Origin of the sequence: Tessaracoccus sp. MC1756 (assembly GCF_014164735.1) — a bacterium.
In the GTDB taxonomy this organism is placed as follows: Bacteria; Actinomycetota; Actinomycetes; order Propionibacteriales; family Propionibacteriaceae; genus Arachnia.
Genome location: NZ_JACJFZ010000001.1, coordinates 1 through 16459, shown reverse-complemented (window position 1 = coordinate 16459; position 16459 = coordinate 1). Strand labels below are relative to the sequence as shown.

At 68.7% G+C, this 16459-nt stretch carries 18 protein-coding genes and 1 rRNA gene; 10 read left to right on the top strand and 9 right to left on the bottom strand.

All coding sequences use genetic code 11. From position 1 onward, the window contains the following. Positions 1-4 precede the first annotated feature (4 nt). Together H5393_RS00090 and H5393_RS00085 are read left to right on the top strand one after the other, a co-directional pair. The gene (locus H5393_RS00090) at positions 5-388 is read left to right on the top strand and encodes a DUF2218 domain-containing protein (RefSeq protein ID WP_220488119.1); all 384 of its coding nucleotides are present in this window, start codon (positions 5-7) and stop codon (positions 386-388) included. Between the two features lie 3 nt (positions 389-391). Further along, complete coding sequence (locus H5393_RS00085) at positions 392-946, top strand: dihydrofolate reductase family protein (protein WP_182765041.1); 555 nt, start codon at positions 392-394, stop codon at positions 944-946. Positions 947-971: 25 nt separating this feature from the next. Here H5393_RS00085 and H5393_RS00080 read toward each other — a convergent pair whose 3' ends face one another. Next, entirely contained in the window at positions 972-1685 is a 714-nt protein-coding gene (locus H5393_RS00080; protein ID WP_182765040.1) for an NUDIX domain-containing protein, read from the bottom strand. A 65-nt stretch (positions 1686-1750) separates the two neighbouring features. Here H5393_RS00080 and nadA point away from each other — a divergent pair, with 65 nt between their 5' ends. From nadA to H5393_RS14355, 6 genes are all read left to right on the top strand, one after another. Beyond that, positions 1751-2770 carry a quinolinate synthase NadA gene (gene nadA, locus H5393_RS00075; protein ID WP_182765039.1) on the top strand — a complete coding sequence of 340 codons (1020 nt, stop codon included), beginning with the start codon at positions 1751-1753 and terminating at the stop codon, positions 2768-2770. Further along, positions 2770-4362 (top strand): L-aspartate oxidase, encoded by a 1593-nt coding sequence (nadB, locus tag H5393_RS00070; RefSeq protein WP_182765038.1) that lies wholly within the window; start codon positions 2770-2772, stop codon positions 4360-4362. Before nadA ends, nadB begins: the two co-directional genes overlap by 1 nt. After that, positions 4359-5243 carry a carboxylating nicotinate-nucleotide diphosphorylase gene (nadC, locus tag H5393_RS00065; RefSeq protein ID WP_182765037.1) on the top strand — a complete coding sequence of 295 codons (885 nt, stop codon included), beginning with the start codon at positions 4359-4361 and terminating at the stop codon, positions 5241-5243. Before nadB ends, nadC begins: the two co-directional genes overlap by 4 nt. A gap of 79 nt (positions 5244-5322) precedes the next feature. After that, positions 5323-6207 (top strand): DUF4031 domain-containing protein, encoded by an 885-nt coding sequence (locus tag H5393_RS00060; protein ID WP_182765036.1) that lies wholly within the window; start codon positions 5323-5325, stop codon positions 6205-6207. Positions 6208-6233: 26 nt separating this feature from the next. Next, positions 6234-6896, top strand: coding sequence for an O-methyltransferase (locus H5393_RS00055; RefSeq protein WP_182765035.1), 663 nt, complete (start codon positions 6234-6236; stop codon positions 6894-6896). 214 nt (positions 6897-7110) lie between these two features. Beyond that, the gene (locus H5393_RS14355; RefSeq protein ID WP_255436226.1) at positions 7111-7245 is read left to right on the top strand and encodes a hypothetical protein; all 135 of its coding nucleotides are present in this window, start codon (positions 7111-7113) and stop codon (positions 7243-7245) included. 468 nt (positions 7246-7713) lie between these two features. Here the strand turns inward: H5393_RS14355 and H5393_RS00050 are convergent, their stop codons facing one another. The 4 genes from H5393_RS00050 to H5393_RS00035 all read right to left on the bottom strand — a co-directional run bounded on the left by H5393_RS00050 (position 7714) and on the right by H5393_RS00035 (position 11365). Next, on the bottom strand, positions 7714-8247 hold the full coding sequence (locus tag H5393_RS00050) for a hypothetical protein (RefSeq protein ID WP_182765034.1): 534 nt from the start codon (positions 8245-8247) through the stop codon (positions 7714-7716). Positions 8248-8633: 386 nt separating this feature from the next. Beyond that, positions 8634-9254 (bottom strand): hypothetical protein, encoded by a 621-nt coding sequence (locus H5393_RS00045; RefSeq protein ID WP_220488118.1) that lies wholly within the window; start codon positions 9252-9254, stop codon positions 8634-8636. A gap of 96 nt (positions 9255-9350) precedes the next feature. Beyond that, positions 9351-10442, bottom strand: a complete 1092-nt coding sequence (locus tag H5393_RS00040) for a hypothetical protein (RefSeq protein WP_182765032.1) — start codon at positions 10440-10442, stop codon at positions 9351-9353. A 29-nt stretch (positions 10443-10471) separates the two neighbouring features. After that, positions 10472-11365 carry a ribokinase gene (locus H5393_RS00035; RefSeq protein WP_182765031.1) on the bottom strand — a complete coding sequence of 298 codons (894 nt, stop codon included), beginning with the start codon at positions 11363-11365 and terminating at the stop codon, positions 10472-10474. Between the two features lie 127 nt (positions 11366-11492). On the opposite strand from H5393_RS00035, the gene tal reads away from it, so the two are divergent. Then, on the top strand, positions 11493-12569 hold the full coding sequence (tal, locus tag H5393_RS00030; RefSeq protein ID WP_182765030.1) for a transaldolase: 1077 nt from the start codon (positions 11493-11495) through the stop codon (positions 12567-12569). A 22-nt stretch (positions 12570-12591) separates the two neighbouring features. On the opposite strand, the gene H5393_RS00025 is transcribed toward tal, so the two are convergent. Continuing rightward, positions 12592-12999: a hypothetical protein gene (locus H5393_RS00025; protein ID WP_182765029.1), complete on the bottom strand. Its 408-nt coding sequence runs from the start codon at positions 12997-12999 to the stop codon at positions 12592-12594. 319 nt (positions 13000-13318) lie between these two features. On the opposite strand from H5393_RS00025, the gene H5393_RS00020 reads away from it, so the two are divergent. Next, positions 13319-14725 (top strand): PQQ-binding-like beta-propeller repeat protein, encoded by a 1407-nt coding sequence (locus H5393_RS00020; protein ID WP_182765028.1) that lies wholly within the window; start codon positions 13319-13321, stop codon positions 14723-14725. Between the two features lie 81 nt (positions 14726-14806). Here H5393_RS00020 and H5393_RS00015 read toward each other — a convergent pair whose 3' ends face one another. The 3 genes from H5393_RS00015 to rrf form a co-directional block, all read right to left on the bottom strand. Further along, positions 14807-15463: an AAA family ATPase gene (locus tag H5393_RS00015; RefSeq protein WP_182765027.1), complete on the bottom strand. Its 657-nt coding sequence runs from the start codon at positions 15461-15463 to the stop codon at positions 14807-14809. A gap of 117 nt (positions 15464-15580) precedes the next feature. Next, entirely contained in the window at positions 15581-16231 is a 651-nt protein-coding gene (locus H5393_RS00010) for a hypothetical protein (protein WP_182765026.1), read from the bottom strand. A 157-nt stretch (positions 16232-16388) separates the two neighbouring features. Further along, positions 16389-16459: ribosomal RNA gene (gene rrf, locus H5393_RS00005) — 5S ribosomal RNA — on the bottom strand; the annotation flags it as partial.

Here is a 16459-nt window from a genome sequence, read left to right as displayed (position 1 = left end):
GAGCATGAACTTAGGTGAACCTAACTCGGCACCCGCAGGCATGAGCAGCGTCGCGTCCGTCACGACGGAGCGCCCGGCCCGGTACGGGAAGCAACTGGTCGGCCACCTGGGGCGCCGCGCAGGCGGCGAGTGGTCCGCGGAGACCGAATCCGGCTGGGTGCAACTGGGCGACCTGGGCCGCGCCGAACTCACCGCGGAGACCGACACGCTGGTCCTGCAGGTCTTCGGCCCCGACGCGGAGGCCATCGAGCGGCTGGAGCAGGTCGTGGGCCGCCACCTCGTGCGCTTCGGCACCAAGGACAAGCTCGCCGTCGCCTGGGTGCGCGACGACGGCACGCCCGGCACGGAGCAGCGCTTCTCGGATCCGGAACCCATGCACGCGGGCTGAGCCATGGGCAGGATCCTCTTCGACACCGCCACCAGCATCAACGGCTGGATCGCCGACGAGCACAATTCGCTGGACTGGCTCTTTGCGGTCGACGGCGGCGACCACCCCGACGAGGGCCTGTTCCCGGACGGCGCCACCGTCCTGGTCGAGGGTTCCACCACCTACCAGTGGGTCCTCGACCACGACGACATCCTGAACCACCCCGAGAAGTGGCAGGATTTCCACGGGTCGCGGCCCGCCTTCGTCTTCACCACGCGCAACCTGCCTCGGCCAGAGGGCGCGGACGTCCGCTTCATCTCCGGTGCGGTGACCGACCACATCGGGGCAATCCGTGAGGCGGCCGGCGACGGCGCCATCTGGGTGGTCGGCGGCGGCGACCTGGCCGGTCAGTTCCTCGACGCCGGGCTGCTGGACCAGATCGCGCTGTCGGTCGCCCCCGTCGCCCTCACCGGCGGCGCCCCGCTCCTGCCGCGGCGCCTGGAGTCGGACCGCCTCCGGCTGGTCTCGGCGCAGGCGCACGGCCAGTTCGCCCGCCTCCTCTACGACGTCGTCGGCTGACTCCGCCCGCCCTGACAGGTGGATCTCACTCCGGGCGCAACACCGCGAACGGGTCGGTCCCCACCAGTTCCCTGTCAACGAAGCGGAACACCCGCGCGGGCCGGCCGCCCTTCGCGCCTGAGACGGTCAGCTCGCCCGTCGATTCCAGTTGCCCACGCCGCGTCAGCACCCGCTGCAGGTTCGTGGGCGCGACGTCGTGACCCAGCGCCGCCACGTACACGGAGCGCAGCTCTGCGATCGTGAACTCCTCCGGCATCAGCGCGAAACCGATATTCGTGTACGACAACTTGGCCCTCAGCCGACGCACGGCGTGCGCCACGACGAACCGGTGGTCGAAGGCCATCTCCCCCACGCCGTCGACGTCCACCCAGGCGGCGTTCTCCGGTAGCTCCGGCTCGGCGCCCGCAGCCACCAGCCCGAGGTAGCTCGTCCCGATGGTGCGCTGCGCCGGGTCCCGCGAGGGATCGGAACTGGTGCCCAACTGCTCCAGGTGCGCCAACCCGGCGATATCGACCTTCGCCGCCAGGTGCCGCAGCACCGATGCCTCCAGGGTCTCGCCCGGCTCCACCGGCCCCGACGGCAGCGCGGGCGCGCCGGCGAAAGGCGCCGAGCCCCGGATCGCCGTCAGCACGCACAGCCTCGCGTCGGGGCCTCCGCCGCGCACCTGCAGCACCGCGCCGATTGCCTCGTGGCGGTAGAGGGCTACCCCGGCGGAGTCGCGGATTTGGCTGCTGGTCATGGCCGCATGCTACAGTGACGCAAGTTTCCGCCTGAGAGACGAAAACCCACGGAGGGAGACCCGCCATGACGCTCACCCTGAACCGCACCTGGGAGCAGTGGACCGCAGACGAAGTCGCGCAGTGGCAGGACCGCGTCCACGCGTTGGCCGTCGAGCGCAACGCGGTGATCCTGGCGCACAACTACCAGTCCGGCATCATCCAGGACGTGGCGCACCACGTCGGCGACTCCCTCGCCCTCAGCCGGCTGGCCGCCACCGTCGACGCCGAGACCATCGTGTTCGCCGGGGTGCACTTCATGGCCGAGACCGCGAAGATCCTCTCCCCCGCCAAGCGCGTCCTGATCCCGGACCAGAACGCCGGCTGCTCGCTCGCCGACACCATCGACGCCGGCCAGCTCCGCGCCTGGAAGGCCGAGCACCCTGACGCCGCCGTCATCTCCTACGTCAACACGACGGCGGAGGTGAAGGCGTTCACGGACATCTGCTGCACGTCCTCCAACGCGGTCGAGGTCGTGCGCAGCATCCCGGAGGACCGCGAGATCCTGTTCCTCCCGGATCAGTTCCTGGGCGCCCACGTGCGCCGCGCCACCGGCCGGAAGAACATCCAGGTATGGCTCGGCGAGTGCCACGTGCACGCCGACATCTCCCCGTCGAACCTCATCGACGCCGTCCGCAGCAATCCCGACGCGGGCCTCTACGTGCATCCGGAATGCGGTTGCACCACCTCGGCCCTGTGGCTCGCGGAATCCGGCGAACTGGCGGAGGGCCGCACGCACGTGTTGTCGACGGGCGGCATGCTCGACATGGCGCGCAACGAAACGCGTAGCCAGGTGCTCGTGGCCACGGAGATCGGGATGCTGCACCAGCTCCGCAAGGCCAACCCGACGACGGATTTCCGCCCCGTGAACGCCCAGGCGTCGTGCCCGTACATGAAGTTGATCACGCCGGAGAAGCTCGAGGCCTGCCTCGGCGACCCGGCCACCACGGCGGCGTACGAGGTCGACGTGGCGCCCGAGATCGCGCTCAAGGCCCGCCAGGCGGTGGAGCGCATGATCGCGATCGGCAACCCCGGCTCGGGCGAGTGATGCGCGCGCGGGTCGTGGTTGTGGGCACCGGCGCCGCCGGCCTGTCCACGCTGCTCCACCTCGCCGCGGCGGGCGTCGACACCATAGCGGTCACGCGGGCGGGTGTCACCGATTCGGCCACCGGCTGGGCCCAGGGCGGCCTCGCGGCGGTCTGGAACGCGGGCGACTCCTTCGAGGCCCACATCGCCGACACCCTCACCGCCGGGGTCGGCCTCTGCGACGAGACCGTCGTCCGCGACCTGGTCACCTCCGCCCCCGGCTCCATCACCCGGCTCATCGAACTGGGCGCGAAGTTCGACCGCACGCCAGACGGTGAACTGGACCTGCACCTCGAGGGCGGCCACTCCCACCGGCGCATCATCCACGCCGACGGCGACGCCACCGGCGCCGAGATCGAGCGCGCCCTCTGGGCGGCGCTGTCGCGCGCGCTGGAGGGCAGTTCGGTCCGCATCCTGGAGAACACCCGGCTCGTCGACATCCTGACAGAGGACGGCCGCGCCGTCGGCATCCGCGCGCTCGGTGATGAGCCCTTCGACATTCGCGCCGACGCCGTCGTGCTCGCCACCGGCGGCATCGGCCAACTGTGGCCCGTCACCTCCAACCCGACTGTGGCCACGGGCGATGGCGTGGCCGCGGCCCTGCGCGCCGGCGCGGCCGTGCGCGACATCGAGTTCGTCCAGTTCCATCCCACCGTCCTCGCGGACGAGGCGGCCACCGCCCGCGGGATGCTGATCAGCGAGGCCGTTCGGGGCGAGGGCGCGTTCCTGGTGGACTCGTCGGGTCGCCGCATCATGGCGGGCGTCCATCCGCTCCAGGACCTGGCCCCGCGCGACGTGGTCTCCGCTGCGATCGTCGCGCACCTCACCGCCACCGGTGAGGCCCACGCGTTCCTCGACGCCACCCAGTTCGGAACCGCCACGTGGGAGACCCACTTCCCGGGCATCCTGGCGCTCTGCCGGGAGCGGGGCATCGACCCCGTGACCGAACCCATCCCCGTTCATCCAGCGGCGCACTACTCGTGTGGTGGCGTCGCCGCCACGCTCCACGGCGAGACCAGCGTGGCGGGGCTCTTCGCCGTCGGGGAGGTCGCCGCCACCGGCCTGCACGGCGCGAACCGCCTGGCGTCCAACTCGCTGACTGAGGCCCTCGTCATGGGCGACCGCGTGGGCCGGCTGCTGGCCGCCGCTCCGGTCGAGCCCACCTCGCGCAGCGGAGTGGCGACTGAGCGGGTAGGTGTCAGTACCGAGCCGTGCCTCATCGACCCCTCGTCGACGCCCGCGCTCCGCGCCGCCGTGCAGCGCCACGCCTTCGTCTCGCGCACCGCCGACGGCCTGACCACACTGCTCAGCGACCTCGGGGCGGCCCCGTCCACCGACACCCTGACCGACCGTTCCCTCACCGCCACCAACCTCCATACGGTCGCCATGGCGATTGCGACGGCGGCCCTCGCGCGCCAGGAGTCCCGGGGCGCACACCGCCGCGCCGACTTCCCCGGGCAGGCCGAGGCGCGCCGCCTGCTCGTCACCCTCATCAACGGCACCCTCAGCTGCAGCGCCGAGCCCCTCCCCACCGTCGAAAGGACCGCCGCATGACCACCCTGCAGGAGACGACCACCGAAGCCCGGGCCGAACTGCAGCGCCTCGTCGACATCGCCCTCGACGAGGACCTCCGCTACGGCCCGGACGTCACCACCCTCACCACGGTGCCCGCTGAAGCGCAGGGTGTCGCCGAGGTCGTCAGCCGTGAGGCGGGCGTCATCTCGGGCATCAACGCCGCGCTCGCCGCCCTGAAGACGCTGGCCGACAGGGTCGGTTCCAGCGCCTCGGCCGAGGTGGTCGCGCCGGACGGCACCCACGTCGCACCCGGCGACGTGGTGCTGCGGATCTCCGGCCCGGTCCAGACCCTCCTCACCGCCGAGCGCACGCTCCTGAACTTCCTGGGGCAGTTGTCCGGAGTGGCCACCGCGACCTCCCGCTGGGTCGAGGCCGTCGCCGGCACCGCAGCCCAGATCCGCGACACCCGCAAGACGGTGCCCGGCCTGCGGGCGTTGCAGAAGGCCGCCGTCGTTGACGGCGGCGGCGTGAACCACCGGATGGCGCTCGGGGATGCCGCTCTGATCAAGGACAACCATGTCGCCGCTGCCGGCTCGGTGGAGGCGGCGTTCCGCGCAGTGCAGCGGGCCGCGCCCGGCATCTCCGTCGAGGTGGAGTGCGACACGCTGGAGCAGGTCCGCGCGGCAGTGGAGGTCGGCGCCGAACTCGTCCTCCTCGACAACATGGCCCCCGACACGATGCGCGCTGCCGTGGAGATCTGCCGCCCGGCCGGTGTGAAGACGGAGGCGAGCGGCGGCCTGACCCTGGAATCAGCCCACGCTGTCGCCGCCACGGGCGTCGATTACATCTCCATCGGCGCGCTGACCCACTCGGCCCGCGTCCTGGATCTCGGCCTCGACCTGCGCACCACCACCGCGTAGACCGCACGGCGGTGACCCAACCCGGTGTGGACAGCGCCGATCCTGTCCCAGGAACGGCACCGAGAGGCAGACTAGACAGATGGCAGTCCTGATCGATCCCCCGCGCTGGCCGGCCCACGGCACCGTCTTCGCACACCTCGTGTCTGACACCTCCCTCGAGGAGTTGCACACCTTCGCGCGCTCGGCGGGGCTCCCGCCCCGGGCCTTCGATCACGACCACTACGACGTCCCCGCCTCCCGCTACGACGACCTGGTCGCCCAGGGGGCTCAGCCCGTCGGCGAGATGGAGCTCATCCGGGCGCTCAGCGCCAGCGGACTGCGGGTGCGCAAGCCGCAGAAGTCGCCGACGCGGGCAGAAGCCTTGGCAGTCGCCCACCGCTCGTGGGGCTACCTCGGCTTCCCCGACGACCTCCGTGATGAGTTACTCGCCCGGTGGCAGCAACCGGACCGCCACTATCACGACGTCCGCCATCTGGCCCACGTGCTGATGGCGCTCGGCGACCTCGGTTGCACCGACCCCGTCGTCATCCTCGCGGCCTGGTTCCACGACGCGATCTACGACGGCGTCCCCGGCCAGGACGAGGAAGCCTCCGCCCAGCTGGCGGAGGATTCGCTCGCGGGCCTGCTCAGCGCGGCAGACGTCGCGGCGGCCGGCCGGCTCATCCGCATGACCGCGACGCACTCCCCCGGCGACGAGCGCGAGGCGACTCTCTCTGACGCCGACCTCAGCATCCTCGGCCAGATCCCCGGCCGCTACCACGTCTACGTCCGCGACGTGCGCCTCGATTACGCCCATGTCGACGATGACGCCTGGCGCCAGGGACGCTCCCAGGTGCTGCGCCAACTCCTGGCCAAGGACCCGCTCTTCCACACGGAACTCGCCCGCGACCTCTGGGAAAGCCAGGCCCGCGCCAACCTGACCGACGAGCTCCGCAGCCTGAGCGAGAACCCGCCCGTTTCGTGAGCCAGCGGGGGCACTACGCTCGCAGGATGGCCGACAACCCGACGCCCGAGGCTTTCGACGCGCTCATCGCGCCGCTCGCCGCCGAGGATGACGCCCTCATCGCCGCCCGCACCTCCACCGAGGTGACGCGGCCAGGCATCGAGGTCTCGCCGTCCATGGGCCGCCTCCTCCATATCCTCGCCTCCGCCTCCGGCGCCAGGCGGGTCCTGGAGTTCGGCACGCTGGCGGGCTACTCGACGATCTGGCTAGCGCGGGCCGTGGGGCCCACGGGCCGCGTGGTCAGCCTCGAACTCGAGCGCAGCAACGCCGACGTGGCCCGTCGGAACCTCGATGCAGCGGGGGTCAGCGCCTGGGTCGACATCATGTGCGGCCCTGCGGCGCGCTCGTCGGAGAGATTGGTCGAGTTGCAGGTCGAGCCGTTCGATCTCGTGTTCATCGACGCGGACAAGGCGTCGCTGCCCACGTATCTGGAGCGCTCGATTGCGCTCACCCGCCCGGGCGCGCTGATCGTGATCGACAACGTCGCACGGGGCGGCAAAGTGCTCAACCCGGACGACGACGACTCCCGTGGCGTCCGCGCTGCCCTGACTACTGCCGGCGCGGACCCGAGGCTAGACGTGGCAGCCATTCAGACCGTGGGCACCAAGGGCTGGGACGGGTTCGCGGTACTCCGTCGCACGGCCTCCTGAACCGGGCCGCTACCGCTCCCGGTACGCCGGCCAGCAAGCACCATCCGCGGTGCAGATTCTCACGCTGAGCGCGGGTGGCTATAGAGAATTGTGGGTTGAGCATCCGTTGCCCCGGGCGAACTGTGTGATTCCAGTCCACCCGGGGGTCGGGTGCTCTCCGACAGCTGTGCCGTCGGCTTCAGTAGGGGCGGTTGAGGCCCAGGCGTGATACATAGTGCTGTTCGCGAGATTCACGGTCGAGGTGTTCCTGGTTGACGAGTCGCTCGTCATGGTGTCGCTCGTTCCGCTCGTACCTGATGCTCCAGAGAAGCATCCAGAGGCCGATGCGCATCGCGACGCGTTCAGCTAGGCCCAGCCGACGCTCAGAATGCTCGAGTAGATGGTCAGTGAGTACGGGTATTCGTTCCGCTAGGAGCGTGTTCATCAGATGGTTTCATTTCTCTTTTGGGCGCGCAGAATGCACAGGAAAATGGCATGCCGATAATCATCAGCAAAGGGGGTATTGACGGCCCGCAACGACGCGGGCGCGCCGCAGACCCTCAGTAAACGAGGGTGTCAGAAGGGGTTGTGAACGCGTCAGGCGTTCTGGGAACCCGCAAAGGAGGCAGCCCCGTTGGCACGGCGCAGGCGGTGCGCGGTAGTGAACTTCAACATGGGACCTCTCCTTTCAATTGCGTATCCAGAGAGAAGGCTATGCCCAACGGAAGACCAATGTCAACACACAATCGAAATGGGCTTGAAGTCACCTTGAAAGCGCTTGATTCACCGCCCCACGCGCCGGCTGACAAACCGAGGGCCACGGAGACGCGAGACCTGGTCAGCGTTTCGTGTTGACGGCCTGGTATTCCCCGACGAGGTAGTCAGCACTGCGCGACAGCGTGAACGGCAACATGCCCGAGCGGCCGGCGCCGCTCCAACTGACCGCCCAGTGCGATGTCGCCGTCACCTCGTAGGTCCCCATCTCCTCGTACATGTGCCCGCAGTCGGGCGACTTCACGTTCTTTCCACCCTGGGTCTGAACCGCCGACCACGGCGTGCCCTTCCCGCATGTCACGGTGGTGCCGTCGCCCATGTCCCAGTCGACGCGCTCCACCTCGGCCCGCAGTGTCACCGTCACACCGCTGACCGAATCCGACGAGGTGATCGGCCCCCACTGCTTCTCCGACGGCGACTCGGCCCACATCCAGTTCTGCCATCCCACAAAGCTCAGGCGCACATCGTTATCGCCGCGCGGGAACATCCCCAGGGCGACGGCCTCGAGGTCCAGCCGCGCCAACAGGCGCAGCGCCACCTCCCGGGGATCCACCTGTACCGCCTCCGGCGGCGCGGGCAGCCAGCGCGTGGACACCATGCGCGGATCTGGGACCAGATCTCCTCCTGGACGCGTGCAGAGATAGATCGCTCCGTCAGCTCTGCCCTCCCACGCCGGATCCGAAGGTGGGGGCTGCGGTTGGGCGAGGCGACACCACGAGGATGCGATCGTGCTCCAGGACCCCAGGGAGGTAACGCAATCGATGATGCTCCCCTGCCAGGTGCAAACGCGCGGTTGACCGGGCGGTACTGCGACGTTGGCACCAGGGTTGGGTTCCTCGCCGCTCCCTACTTCGGGGAGGCTCTCCTCCCACTCCAGACACTGGCCCAGCACTCCCGACCTGGTGCATTGCGGCTCTGCCGATGCTGGGGCCGCAGAGATTCCGAAAGTGAGGAGCAAACAGATCAGCGAGATCGAGATCGTCCTCAACATTCCCGATCCTGGCTATTTCGGATCTTGGAGACCCGCCAGACCGCGTCAGCGCCCTCCACCAAGGTCGCGGTTTCAGGGAAGGTAGCAGTGAGTTCTGACGTGTCCCGCGCTACACCGTCGTAGGTAAGGACTTGCATGTTCGAGCGATCCACGCAATACGAGAGGGAGACCTCGCGTAGACCCTCGGCATTTGCTTCGACAGGGGAAACCACCACGTCATCAAAGGCGAATCGGCCAATGACCTTCAACTGCTCCTCGCGGTAGCCCGCAAGCATGTCTAGTACCACCACCTTCTCGTTTCCCGTGGTCACGTTCTGCGTTTCCGTGAAATCAGAGAACCCCAGTGGATCCGCGCTGAACTTCGCTACGACTCGCTGATACTCCTGCCAACCAGCGATGATGGCCGCCGACTCCGCATCCTCCGTCGGCAGTTCACCCGGGTACGACTCAAACGTCGTCGGCGAGGGACTCGGGCTGGCACTCGGCGACACACTCACACTCGGCGACATCGACGGCGAAGCGGACACCACCGTCCGCTCGTCTTCAGGCTCCGGCGACTCCACCGCCCCGGCCGTACACCCAACCAGCAACGCAGCGCCGGCAACGGCGGCCACACACAGCCTCATGAAGAACTCCGATCCACAATCCGAGCCCCATCTAAACAACGCCGGGGGTCACTTCCCCTCCCTATAAGCGAAGCTGTGGATAACCTACGGCGACCACCGGTACATCGCCCCATCGATCCCCCACATGACAGAGCCGACGGTGAGCGCAAGCGCGACGGGAACCATCACCCACGGCGACACCCGGGCGAACAACCGCGCCAGTGGCAACCACAGCGCGAACCACGGCAGCAGCAGCGCCCCCATCCCCTCGACCCGCCCCTGCATCAGCGCGAGCACCACTGCCAGCGCCGCCGGGACGATCACCAGCCAGTGCTCCCTCATGTAGATCAGCACGAGCACGAGCACCACCGCCACGGCCACAGCGATCGCATCCGTTCCGGCACCGGCCCACGTCACGCCGTCGGCCTGACCCGTGAGCACGGCCCACACCCGCACCAGCCCGTCCAGAGGCGACCCTAGCCCGCCATTGCGCGCCGCGAACATCTCAGGGAAGCCGCTCGCGGCACCCATGCGGTAACCGACGTACAGCCAGTACAACCCGAGCCCCAACGAGCCCAGGACGGCGGCGCCCAGCCTGTCGAGGCGCAGCTTGGACCGCCAGCCACGTTCCCGCCGGCTGCCGCCCACGCCCGCCAGCCACCACAGCCACAGCGTCGCCAGGTACGGCAGGCCTGACACGTGGGTCAACCCAGCGAGCAGTCCCATGATCCCGGCGAGGAAGGATCGGCGGGTCAGCATCGCCCAGATTCCCCACGCCACAAAAGCCGCCACCCAGCCCTCGGCGAAACCCATCGCCTGGAGCTCTGACCGAGGCGCCACGGCCCAGCAGAACGCCAACCAGAATCCGACGGCGCCCGAGCCGAGTTCATGGCCCACCCGCTGGATCCCGATGACCGCCACTACCGAGCCCAGCCACGCTGCCGCCAGCAGAGCCCACTCGCCCGGCAGCCCCAGGGCCAGCGGGATGTTCGTGAGCCCGGGCAGCAGCGGGAAGAACGCGAAACCGCCCGGGACCGCCTCCGGGTACCCGTCCCCGGCGATCCTCAGGTACCACCCCGCGTCACCGGCCGTCAATTGGGCGAGCGGGAAGGCGCCCACCACAGCGGCCAGGGCAGCGATGAACACCGTCTTGACCGTCAGGAATGCGCCGACGCCGCCCACCGCTGATTTCCACACGCCAGCACCCTACCGGCGGGGTCCCACAACTACGCGGTTGGCGGCACCTCGTCACGCCGGGGATAAGACGCCTGGGCCCCCCGTCGCGTCACCGCGACACCCGCCACCTGCGCAGCGAACGACGCCGCCTCGGCCAAGCCTGACCCCTCCGCCAACCGCACCGCCAACGCACCGACGAATGCGTCGCCGGCGCCGGTGGTGTCCACCGCCTCTACCACGGCGGCCGCGATGTGCACGGGCTCCGACGACCCCTCGGCCACGAACGCCCCCGCACCGCCCATCGTCACCACCGCGGACCGGGCGCCCCGGGCCAGCAGGCCCCGGGCGAGCTGGGCCCCGTCGTCGGGTTCCACGCCCAGGAGGAACGCCGCCTCGGACTCGTTGACCACCAAAGGGTCACATTCGGCGAGCAGCTCGGCGGGCAACTCCCGGGCCGGCGCGGCGTTCAGGACCAGGCGCGCGTTCGGCGCGTGCCACACCGCCTCCACCACCGATTCCATGGGGATCTCCAGCTGCGCCACCACGACGGTGGCCTCAGCCAGCAGGTCCGCGTGCGAGGCCACAAACTCCGGGGTCACCCAGCGGTTGGCGCCGGGCGCCACGATGATCGAGTTCTCGCCGTCCGGGGTCAACATGATGATGGCGACCCCGGTGGGCGCCTCCACCCGCGACATCCCAGCCAGTTCGACGCCGGCCCCTGCCAGCGAGCCGATCAGCAGGTCACCGGTGGAGTCCGTGCCGACGCAGCCGAGGAACGCCACCCGACCGCCCACCAGCGCTGCGGCGACCGCCTGGTTCGCGCCCTTGCCGCCCGGAGTGAACACGAGGTCTGAGCCGAGGATGGTCTCCCCGCCGTCGGGCCGGTGGTCGATCTCGACGACATGGTCGACGTTCGCCGACCCCACCACGACCACATCCGCCATGTTCGTACCCTCCAGCTCTCGACCGCACCGTTGCGGTCGTTGCCAGACTAACGAATCCGGCGCACCTCGACAGGTGCACCTCAGCGCGACATAGGCTCGAGTCACCACTCCAGGAGAAGGGTTCCCCATGACAGACCGTCTCAAGTCCCTGACAGACGCCGGAGTTTCCATCTGGCTCGACGACCTCTCGCGCGACCGCCTCACCACGGGCAACCTCGCCGAACTCATCGCGACGAAACACGTCGTCGGGGTGACCACGAACCCCACCATCTTCGCCAAGGCCCTCAGCGACGGCGAGGCGTACGCCGAACAGCTCGCGGATCTCACCGATGTCGACGAGGCCATCCGTCTGGCCACCACCACCGACGTCCGCGACGCCGCAGACCTCTTCCGCGACATCTACGCCTCCAGCGACGGCTTCGACGGCCGAGTCTCCATCGAGGTTTCCCCGGACCTGGCCCACCACACCGACGCCACCGTCACCCAGGTCCAGGAGCTTTACGACACCGTGGCCCGCGAGAACCTCCTCGTCAAGATTCCGGCGACCAGGGCGGGCGTCCCGGCCATCGCTGAGTCGATCGGGCGCGGCATCTCCGTGAACGTGACCCTCATCTTCGACGAGGGCCGGTACCGCGAGGTGATGGACGCCTACCTCACCGGCCTCGAGACCGCCGACGCGGCCGGGCGCGACCTCAGCAAGATCCACTCCGTCGCGTCGTACTTCATCTCCAGGGTCGACGCCGAGATCGACGCCCGGCTGGAGAAGCTGGGCCGCGAAGAGCTCAAGGGCAAGGCCGCCATCGCCAACGCCCAGGTCGCCCTCGGCGCCTACGAGGAGGTCTTCGGCTCCGAGAGGTTCGCCGCGCTGAAGGCGAAGGGCGCCAACCCGCAACGGCCCCTCTGGGCGTCCACGAGCACGAAGGACCCGTCCTACCCGGACACGATGTACGTCAGCGAACTGGTCGCCCGCGGCGTGGTCAACACCATGCCCGAGAAGACCCTTGAGGCCTTCGCCGACCACGGCGTCGTCGGTCGCCCCATGGAGGGCACCGAGGAGGAGGGGCGCCGGGTTCTCCGGGAGATTTCCGACGCCGGGGTGGACCTCGCTGACGTCTTCCAGGTAATGGAGGACGAGGGCGTGGAGAAGTTCGCCGTGAGTTGGAGGGAACTCCAGGAGACGGTCCGCGCCGCGTTGAGCAACTAGGCGCCGGTCCTTTCGCCCGAGGTCAGGCCTGCGCGCGCAGGTGTCCTTCCGGGCAACTCCCCGCTCGCCAGTGCAGGTGGCAGTAGAACGCACCACACTCCACGCAGTGGCCGAGGAGGTCGTCGCTCACGGACTCCAGAGCCTCGACATCACGCTCGGACAATCGACGGTGCAGCTCAGCGGCACTGTCGTCGTCCAGCTCGATGGCCTCACCCACCACGCCGTTGTCCAGCCCGCCGGCCTGCAGCATCATTCGCCAGCCGTCGGTGTCCGTCCGGTGGGAGTGCAGTTGCTGCGAGCGGGCATCCCAGCATCCCCAGCGCTCCGGCATGTCGCCGGGTCCCAGCACCTCGAAGACTCCGGTCGTCAGGCCGCATTTTGCGCACTGCGGCGCGAAATAGAAACCGCGGCGGCCGGCGTGTTGACTCATGGCCCCCAAGATACGACAGCCCGAAGCACGAACCGCTGCTCCGGTACCCTCGCGGAGGCACGAGGAGGAGGGTCGCATGGCAGTGAGGTGGCCGTTCAGTGGGCGCGGGGCCAGGCCCCGCGTCGACTTCCAGCGTCCCGACGGCTGGCACAACCTCGACGGCAAACAGCCACCCCTACCACCGCAGCAGCCACCACAGCCTCCTGCACCACTGGCAGGACGGCCGCCCCAGCCTCTGCCTCCACCGCAGCAGCCCGGGCCCGGACAGGCATGGCGCCCACAGCGCAAGGCCCGCGGCACACTACTGCTCTGGAGCCCCGTGATCACGGTCACGATCCTCTCGATCATCGTGCTCGTCGGCGGCTGGAACGTCATCAGCTGGCTGGGCGACCGCGACCCCGGCTCCAGCCGCACCCCGTCAGGGCAGCTTCCGACCGACCCCATAGATCCGTACAGTCCGCCCCCGCGCCCCACCGGCGACGTCCCCACCGTGTGGTCGCTGGACCTCGCAGACCTCCGCCCTGATCTGGGCGAGGGCAGGTTCGAGACGTCCCTCAGCGGCTTCATGGACAGCACCCTCGCGATCGATGCCGGGGAGACCTGGGCGGTCGTGACGCGCGAGGAACAGGGCGGCGGCACCCAATTGCACGGTCTCGACGCCGCTACCGGCAAGGAACGGTGGCGCCGTCCCATGGACGGGGTCTTCTGCGCGGACGATCTCCTGGACGGGCAACTCCTCTGTGCCGAGCCCACTGAACTGGAGCGGGGCCTGGGCACCAAATGGAGCCTCCACCGCATCGACCCCGCCACGGGCGAGACCGCGTCGTCGGCGGACTTCGACGGCTGGATCACCGGCCTTGTCGTCGACCACGGCCACGTCCTGGTCCTCGAACAGCGACTTCCCGCACCGCACGCCCTCATCACCGGCCTCGACGGAGACCTCACGCAGGCCTGGCAGTTCGACCTGTCACAGGAGGAGGGCCACGCCGACCTGTTCTCGGACAACCGCATCATCATCCGTCCCGAGGAGTACCCGGAGGGGCCCGCCCTGGACCGGCCCCGCGTCCGGCGGGTCGCCGACGGACTCACGGCCCTCTGGATCGGTGCCCGCACCGCCTTCATCGACGTCTCGAGCGGCGAGCTCGTCGGCATGCCACACTGCAGCCGGCTCGTCGACGACGGGAACAGGCTCTGGTGCAACGCGGGCAGTAGCACGGTGGCTTACGACTACGGGCTCAACCCCGTCACCCGCACCGAGGCTGGCGTCCGTCTGGCCTTCCCCTACCGGGATCCGCGCGCAGGCGACATCACCGTGCCCGCCTTCCTAGACGAGGACGGCGCGCTTCTGCGCGTCAACGCCACCACGGGCGCGACGGAGGGCCCGCTGGTCCGCACCGCCATGGGCAGCGCCTTCGGCATGGCCATCCCGCCAACTGCGGCAACCATCGACGGCGTACTGGTGGTGGCAGACGACACCAAGACCGCGGCGGTCGCGCCCGATGGCGAGATCCTGTGGGTGAGCGAGCACGGCTTCCGGCTGCACGAACCGTTCCTGCAGAACGGCAACCTGCTGTCCGCCGACTTCTACACCTATGAGTTGGACCTGACCACCGGCGAGGTCCTTGGCAGTTGGCGCATCGGTTCGCACGGCTTCGCCGTCGTCGCGGTGGGCGAGCAGCTCGCCACCTACTCCCTGGACCAGCTCGCCCGGCTCGATCTGGACTGAGCCGTCAGGCACCAGTTCAGCCGATGGTCGGCCCGGCTCACTGGAATCTCGCGTCCAGTAGTGAGGTCACGCCACGAGGTCCTAGTCCTTGTAGAGGGGGACTTCCTCCTCGAAGCGCTGCTCGATGGTCTGTAGCAGGATCGGGTCGACGCCCACCTCGGCGATCTTGGGACCGCCGTTGGAGCCGAACCACTCGCGGGCAGAGTCGATGATCCGCCGCACCGCCTCGTCCTCGTTCACCTGGGAGGTGTCCACCACCAGGTCATAGCTGTCCTCTGCCGCCCAGTTCTCCCCGTAGTAGCGGCGGACGAAGCGGGTCTTCGTGTCGACATCGCGCTCGACCAGCTCCCCGGCGACGCCCCGGGACACCCGGTTGTCTTCCATGACGCGCCTGACCCGGTCCTCGTCCGGCGCCGTTACGAGCACGTTGAACACGTCGGAGTGCCCCTTCAGCACGGCGAAGCCGCCGCGCCCCAGGATGACGACGTCGTATTTGGCAGCCAGGGTGACCAGCGTCTTGTTCATCCAGTCGATGGTCTGCGCGGTGTTCTCGTTGAACAGGTCGAGCAATGTCGGTGGCTTGTCGTAGAGCTCCGAGAGCCTGATCAGTCCGAATTCACTGATGACGCGATCGACGAAGGGGCGGTCCGTGAACTTCCAGCCCAGCTCCTGGGCTACCCGCTCAGCGATTCGCCCACCGTACGATCCAAGTTTGCGGGAAACGGTGATGGCACTCATGTCAGTCCCTCCTCAGGGCGCGCAACGGTGCGCCTGCTCGGGTACCCAGTCTACCCGGCGGGACCCGAATATGTCACGACATTCCTCCCGCTGACAGCCCCTGCCCGGCGGTACAGATCAGGATTCGATGACGCTTTTCGCACGTGCCATCTCACTCGCGGAGTTCAGCGCCAGTTCGGGAAGCGCAGGATCCATGCTCCGGTACTGGCCCGGACCCCTCTCCTTGAATCGACCCTGAGCCATACCCGCGGTTACGTAGCGACCGTGCTTATCCACCCCCACCAGGAAGAGTAGATCGGGCAGGTCGCTCGTCAGCTCAGGCGTGCCGCCCACTTCGTAGGCGACACCGTCCACCACACCGCCCACCTCGAGGATCTCAATCTGATCGCCCGCCTCAAGGTTGCCCGCGAACGACTCTGTGACCACGGCGTCGTAGACCGTCGACGGAGTCCCCAGTCCCCTGAGTTCTGCCCCGGACGGCGTCTGCGCCGTGCCGGCGTAAGGGTTGATGAGTGGGTCGTCGGGACTGTAGTCGGGAAGCACCATCTCGCCGTGCGATCCGACGATCCGAACCGAGACCATGGCATCCGACTTCGCTGCCATGTCACCGATAGTTTCGTAGAACACCGGCGACGCCAGGACAACCACCGTGGCAGTGGGAGAAGGGGGTGCCGGCGTCTGCGTCGGGGCACCGGAGGGAGACGCCGAAGGCGAGGTTGCGGTGCAGGCGGTCAGGGTCAGTACGAGCCCGAGAACGAGCCTCTTCATGGACACAAGCTTCCGGTAGCGGTTTGAGCGTCGAGTACGTGGAAACAGTACCGATGCCGGACGCCAGACAGCGACGACCGCTCCGAGGACGTAGCCAAAAAGGTCTGTAAATGCAACAAACCCCCCGAACCAGGTTCGGGGGGTTTGCTATAAAGAAGTCCGGCGGCGTCCTAGTCTCCCACGAGGTCCCCCTCGCAGTACCATCGGCGCAGAGAGGCTTAACTTCCG

Bases quoted from the DNA above. Each gene is read 5' to 3' on its own strand.
- H5393_RS00090 (WP_220488119.1), top strand. From the start codon at position 5: ATGAACTTAGGTGAACCTAACTCGGCACCCGCAGGCATGAGCAGCGTC.
- H5393_RS00085 (WP_182765041.1), top strand. From the start codon at position 392: ATGGGCAGGATCCTCTTCGACACCGCCACCAGCATCAACGGCTGGATC.
- H5393_RS00080 (WP_182765040.1), bottom strand. From the start codon at position 1,685: ATGACCAGCAGCCAAATCCGCGACTCCGCCGGGGTAGCCCTCTACCGC.
- nadA (WP_182765039.1), top strand. From the start codon at position 1,751: ATGACGCTCACCCTGAACCGCACCTGGGAGCAGTGGACCGCAGACGAA.
- nadB (WP_182765038.1), top strand. From the start codon at position 2,770: ATGCGCGCGCGGGTCGTGGTTGTGGGCACCGGCGCCGCCGGCCTGTCC.
- nadC (WP_182765037.1), top strand. From the start codon at position 4,359: ATGACCACCCTGCAGGAGACGACCACCGAAGCCCGGGCCGAACTGCAG.
- H5393_RS00060 (WP_182765036.1), top strand. From the start codon at position 5,323: ATGGCAGTCCTGATCGATCCCCCGCGCTGGCCGGCCCACGGCACCGTC.
- H5393_RS00055 (WP_182765035.1), top strand. From the start codon at position 6,234: ATGGCCGACAACCCGACGCCCGAGGCTTTCGACGCGCTCATCGCGCCG.
- H5393_RS00050 (WP_182765034.1), bottom strand. From the start codon at position 8,247: ATGGTGTCCACGCGCTGGCTGCCCGCGCCGCCGGAGGCGGTACAGGTG.
- H5393_RS00035 (WP_182765031.1), bottom strand. From the start codon at position 11,365: ATGGCGGATGTGGTCGTGGTGGGGTCGGCGAACGTCGACCATGTCGTC.
- tal (WP_182765030.1), top strand. From the start codon at position 11,493: ATGACAGACCGTCTCAAGTCCCTGACAGACGCCGGAGTTTCCATCTGG.
- H5393_RS00025 (WP_182765029.1), bottom strand. From the start codon at position 12,999: ATGAGTCAACACGCCGGCCGCCGCGGTTTCTATTTCGCGCCGCAGTGC.
- H5393_RS00015 (WP_182765027.1), bottom strand. From the start codon at position 15,463: ATGAGTGCCATCACCGTTTCCCGCAAACTTGGATCGTACGGTGGGCGA.
- H5393_RS00010 (WP_182765026.1), bottom strand. From the start codon at position 16,231: ATGAAGAGGCTCGTTCTCGGGCTCGTACTGACCCTGACCGCCTGCACC.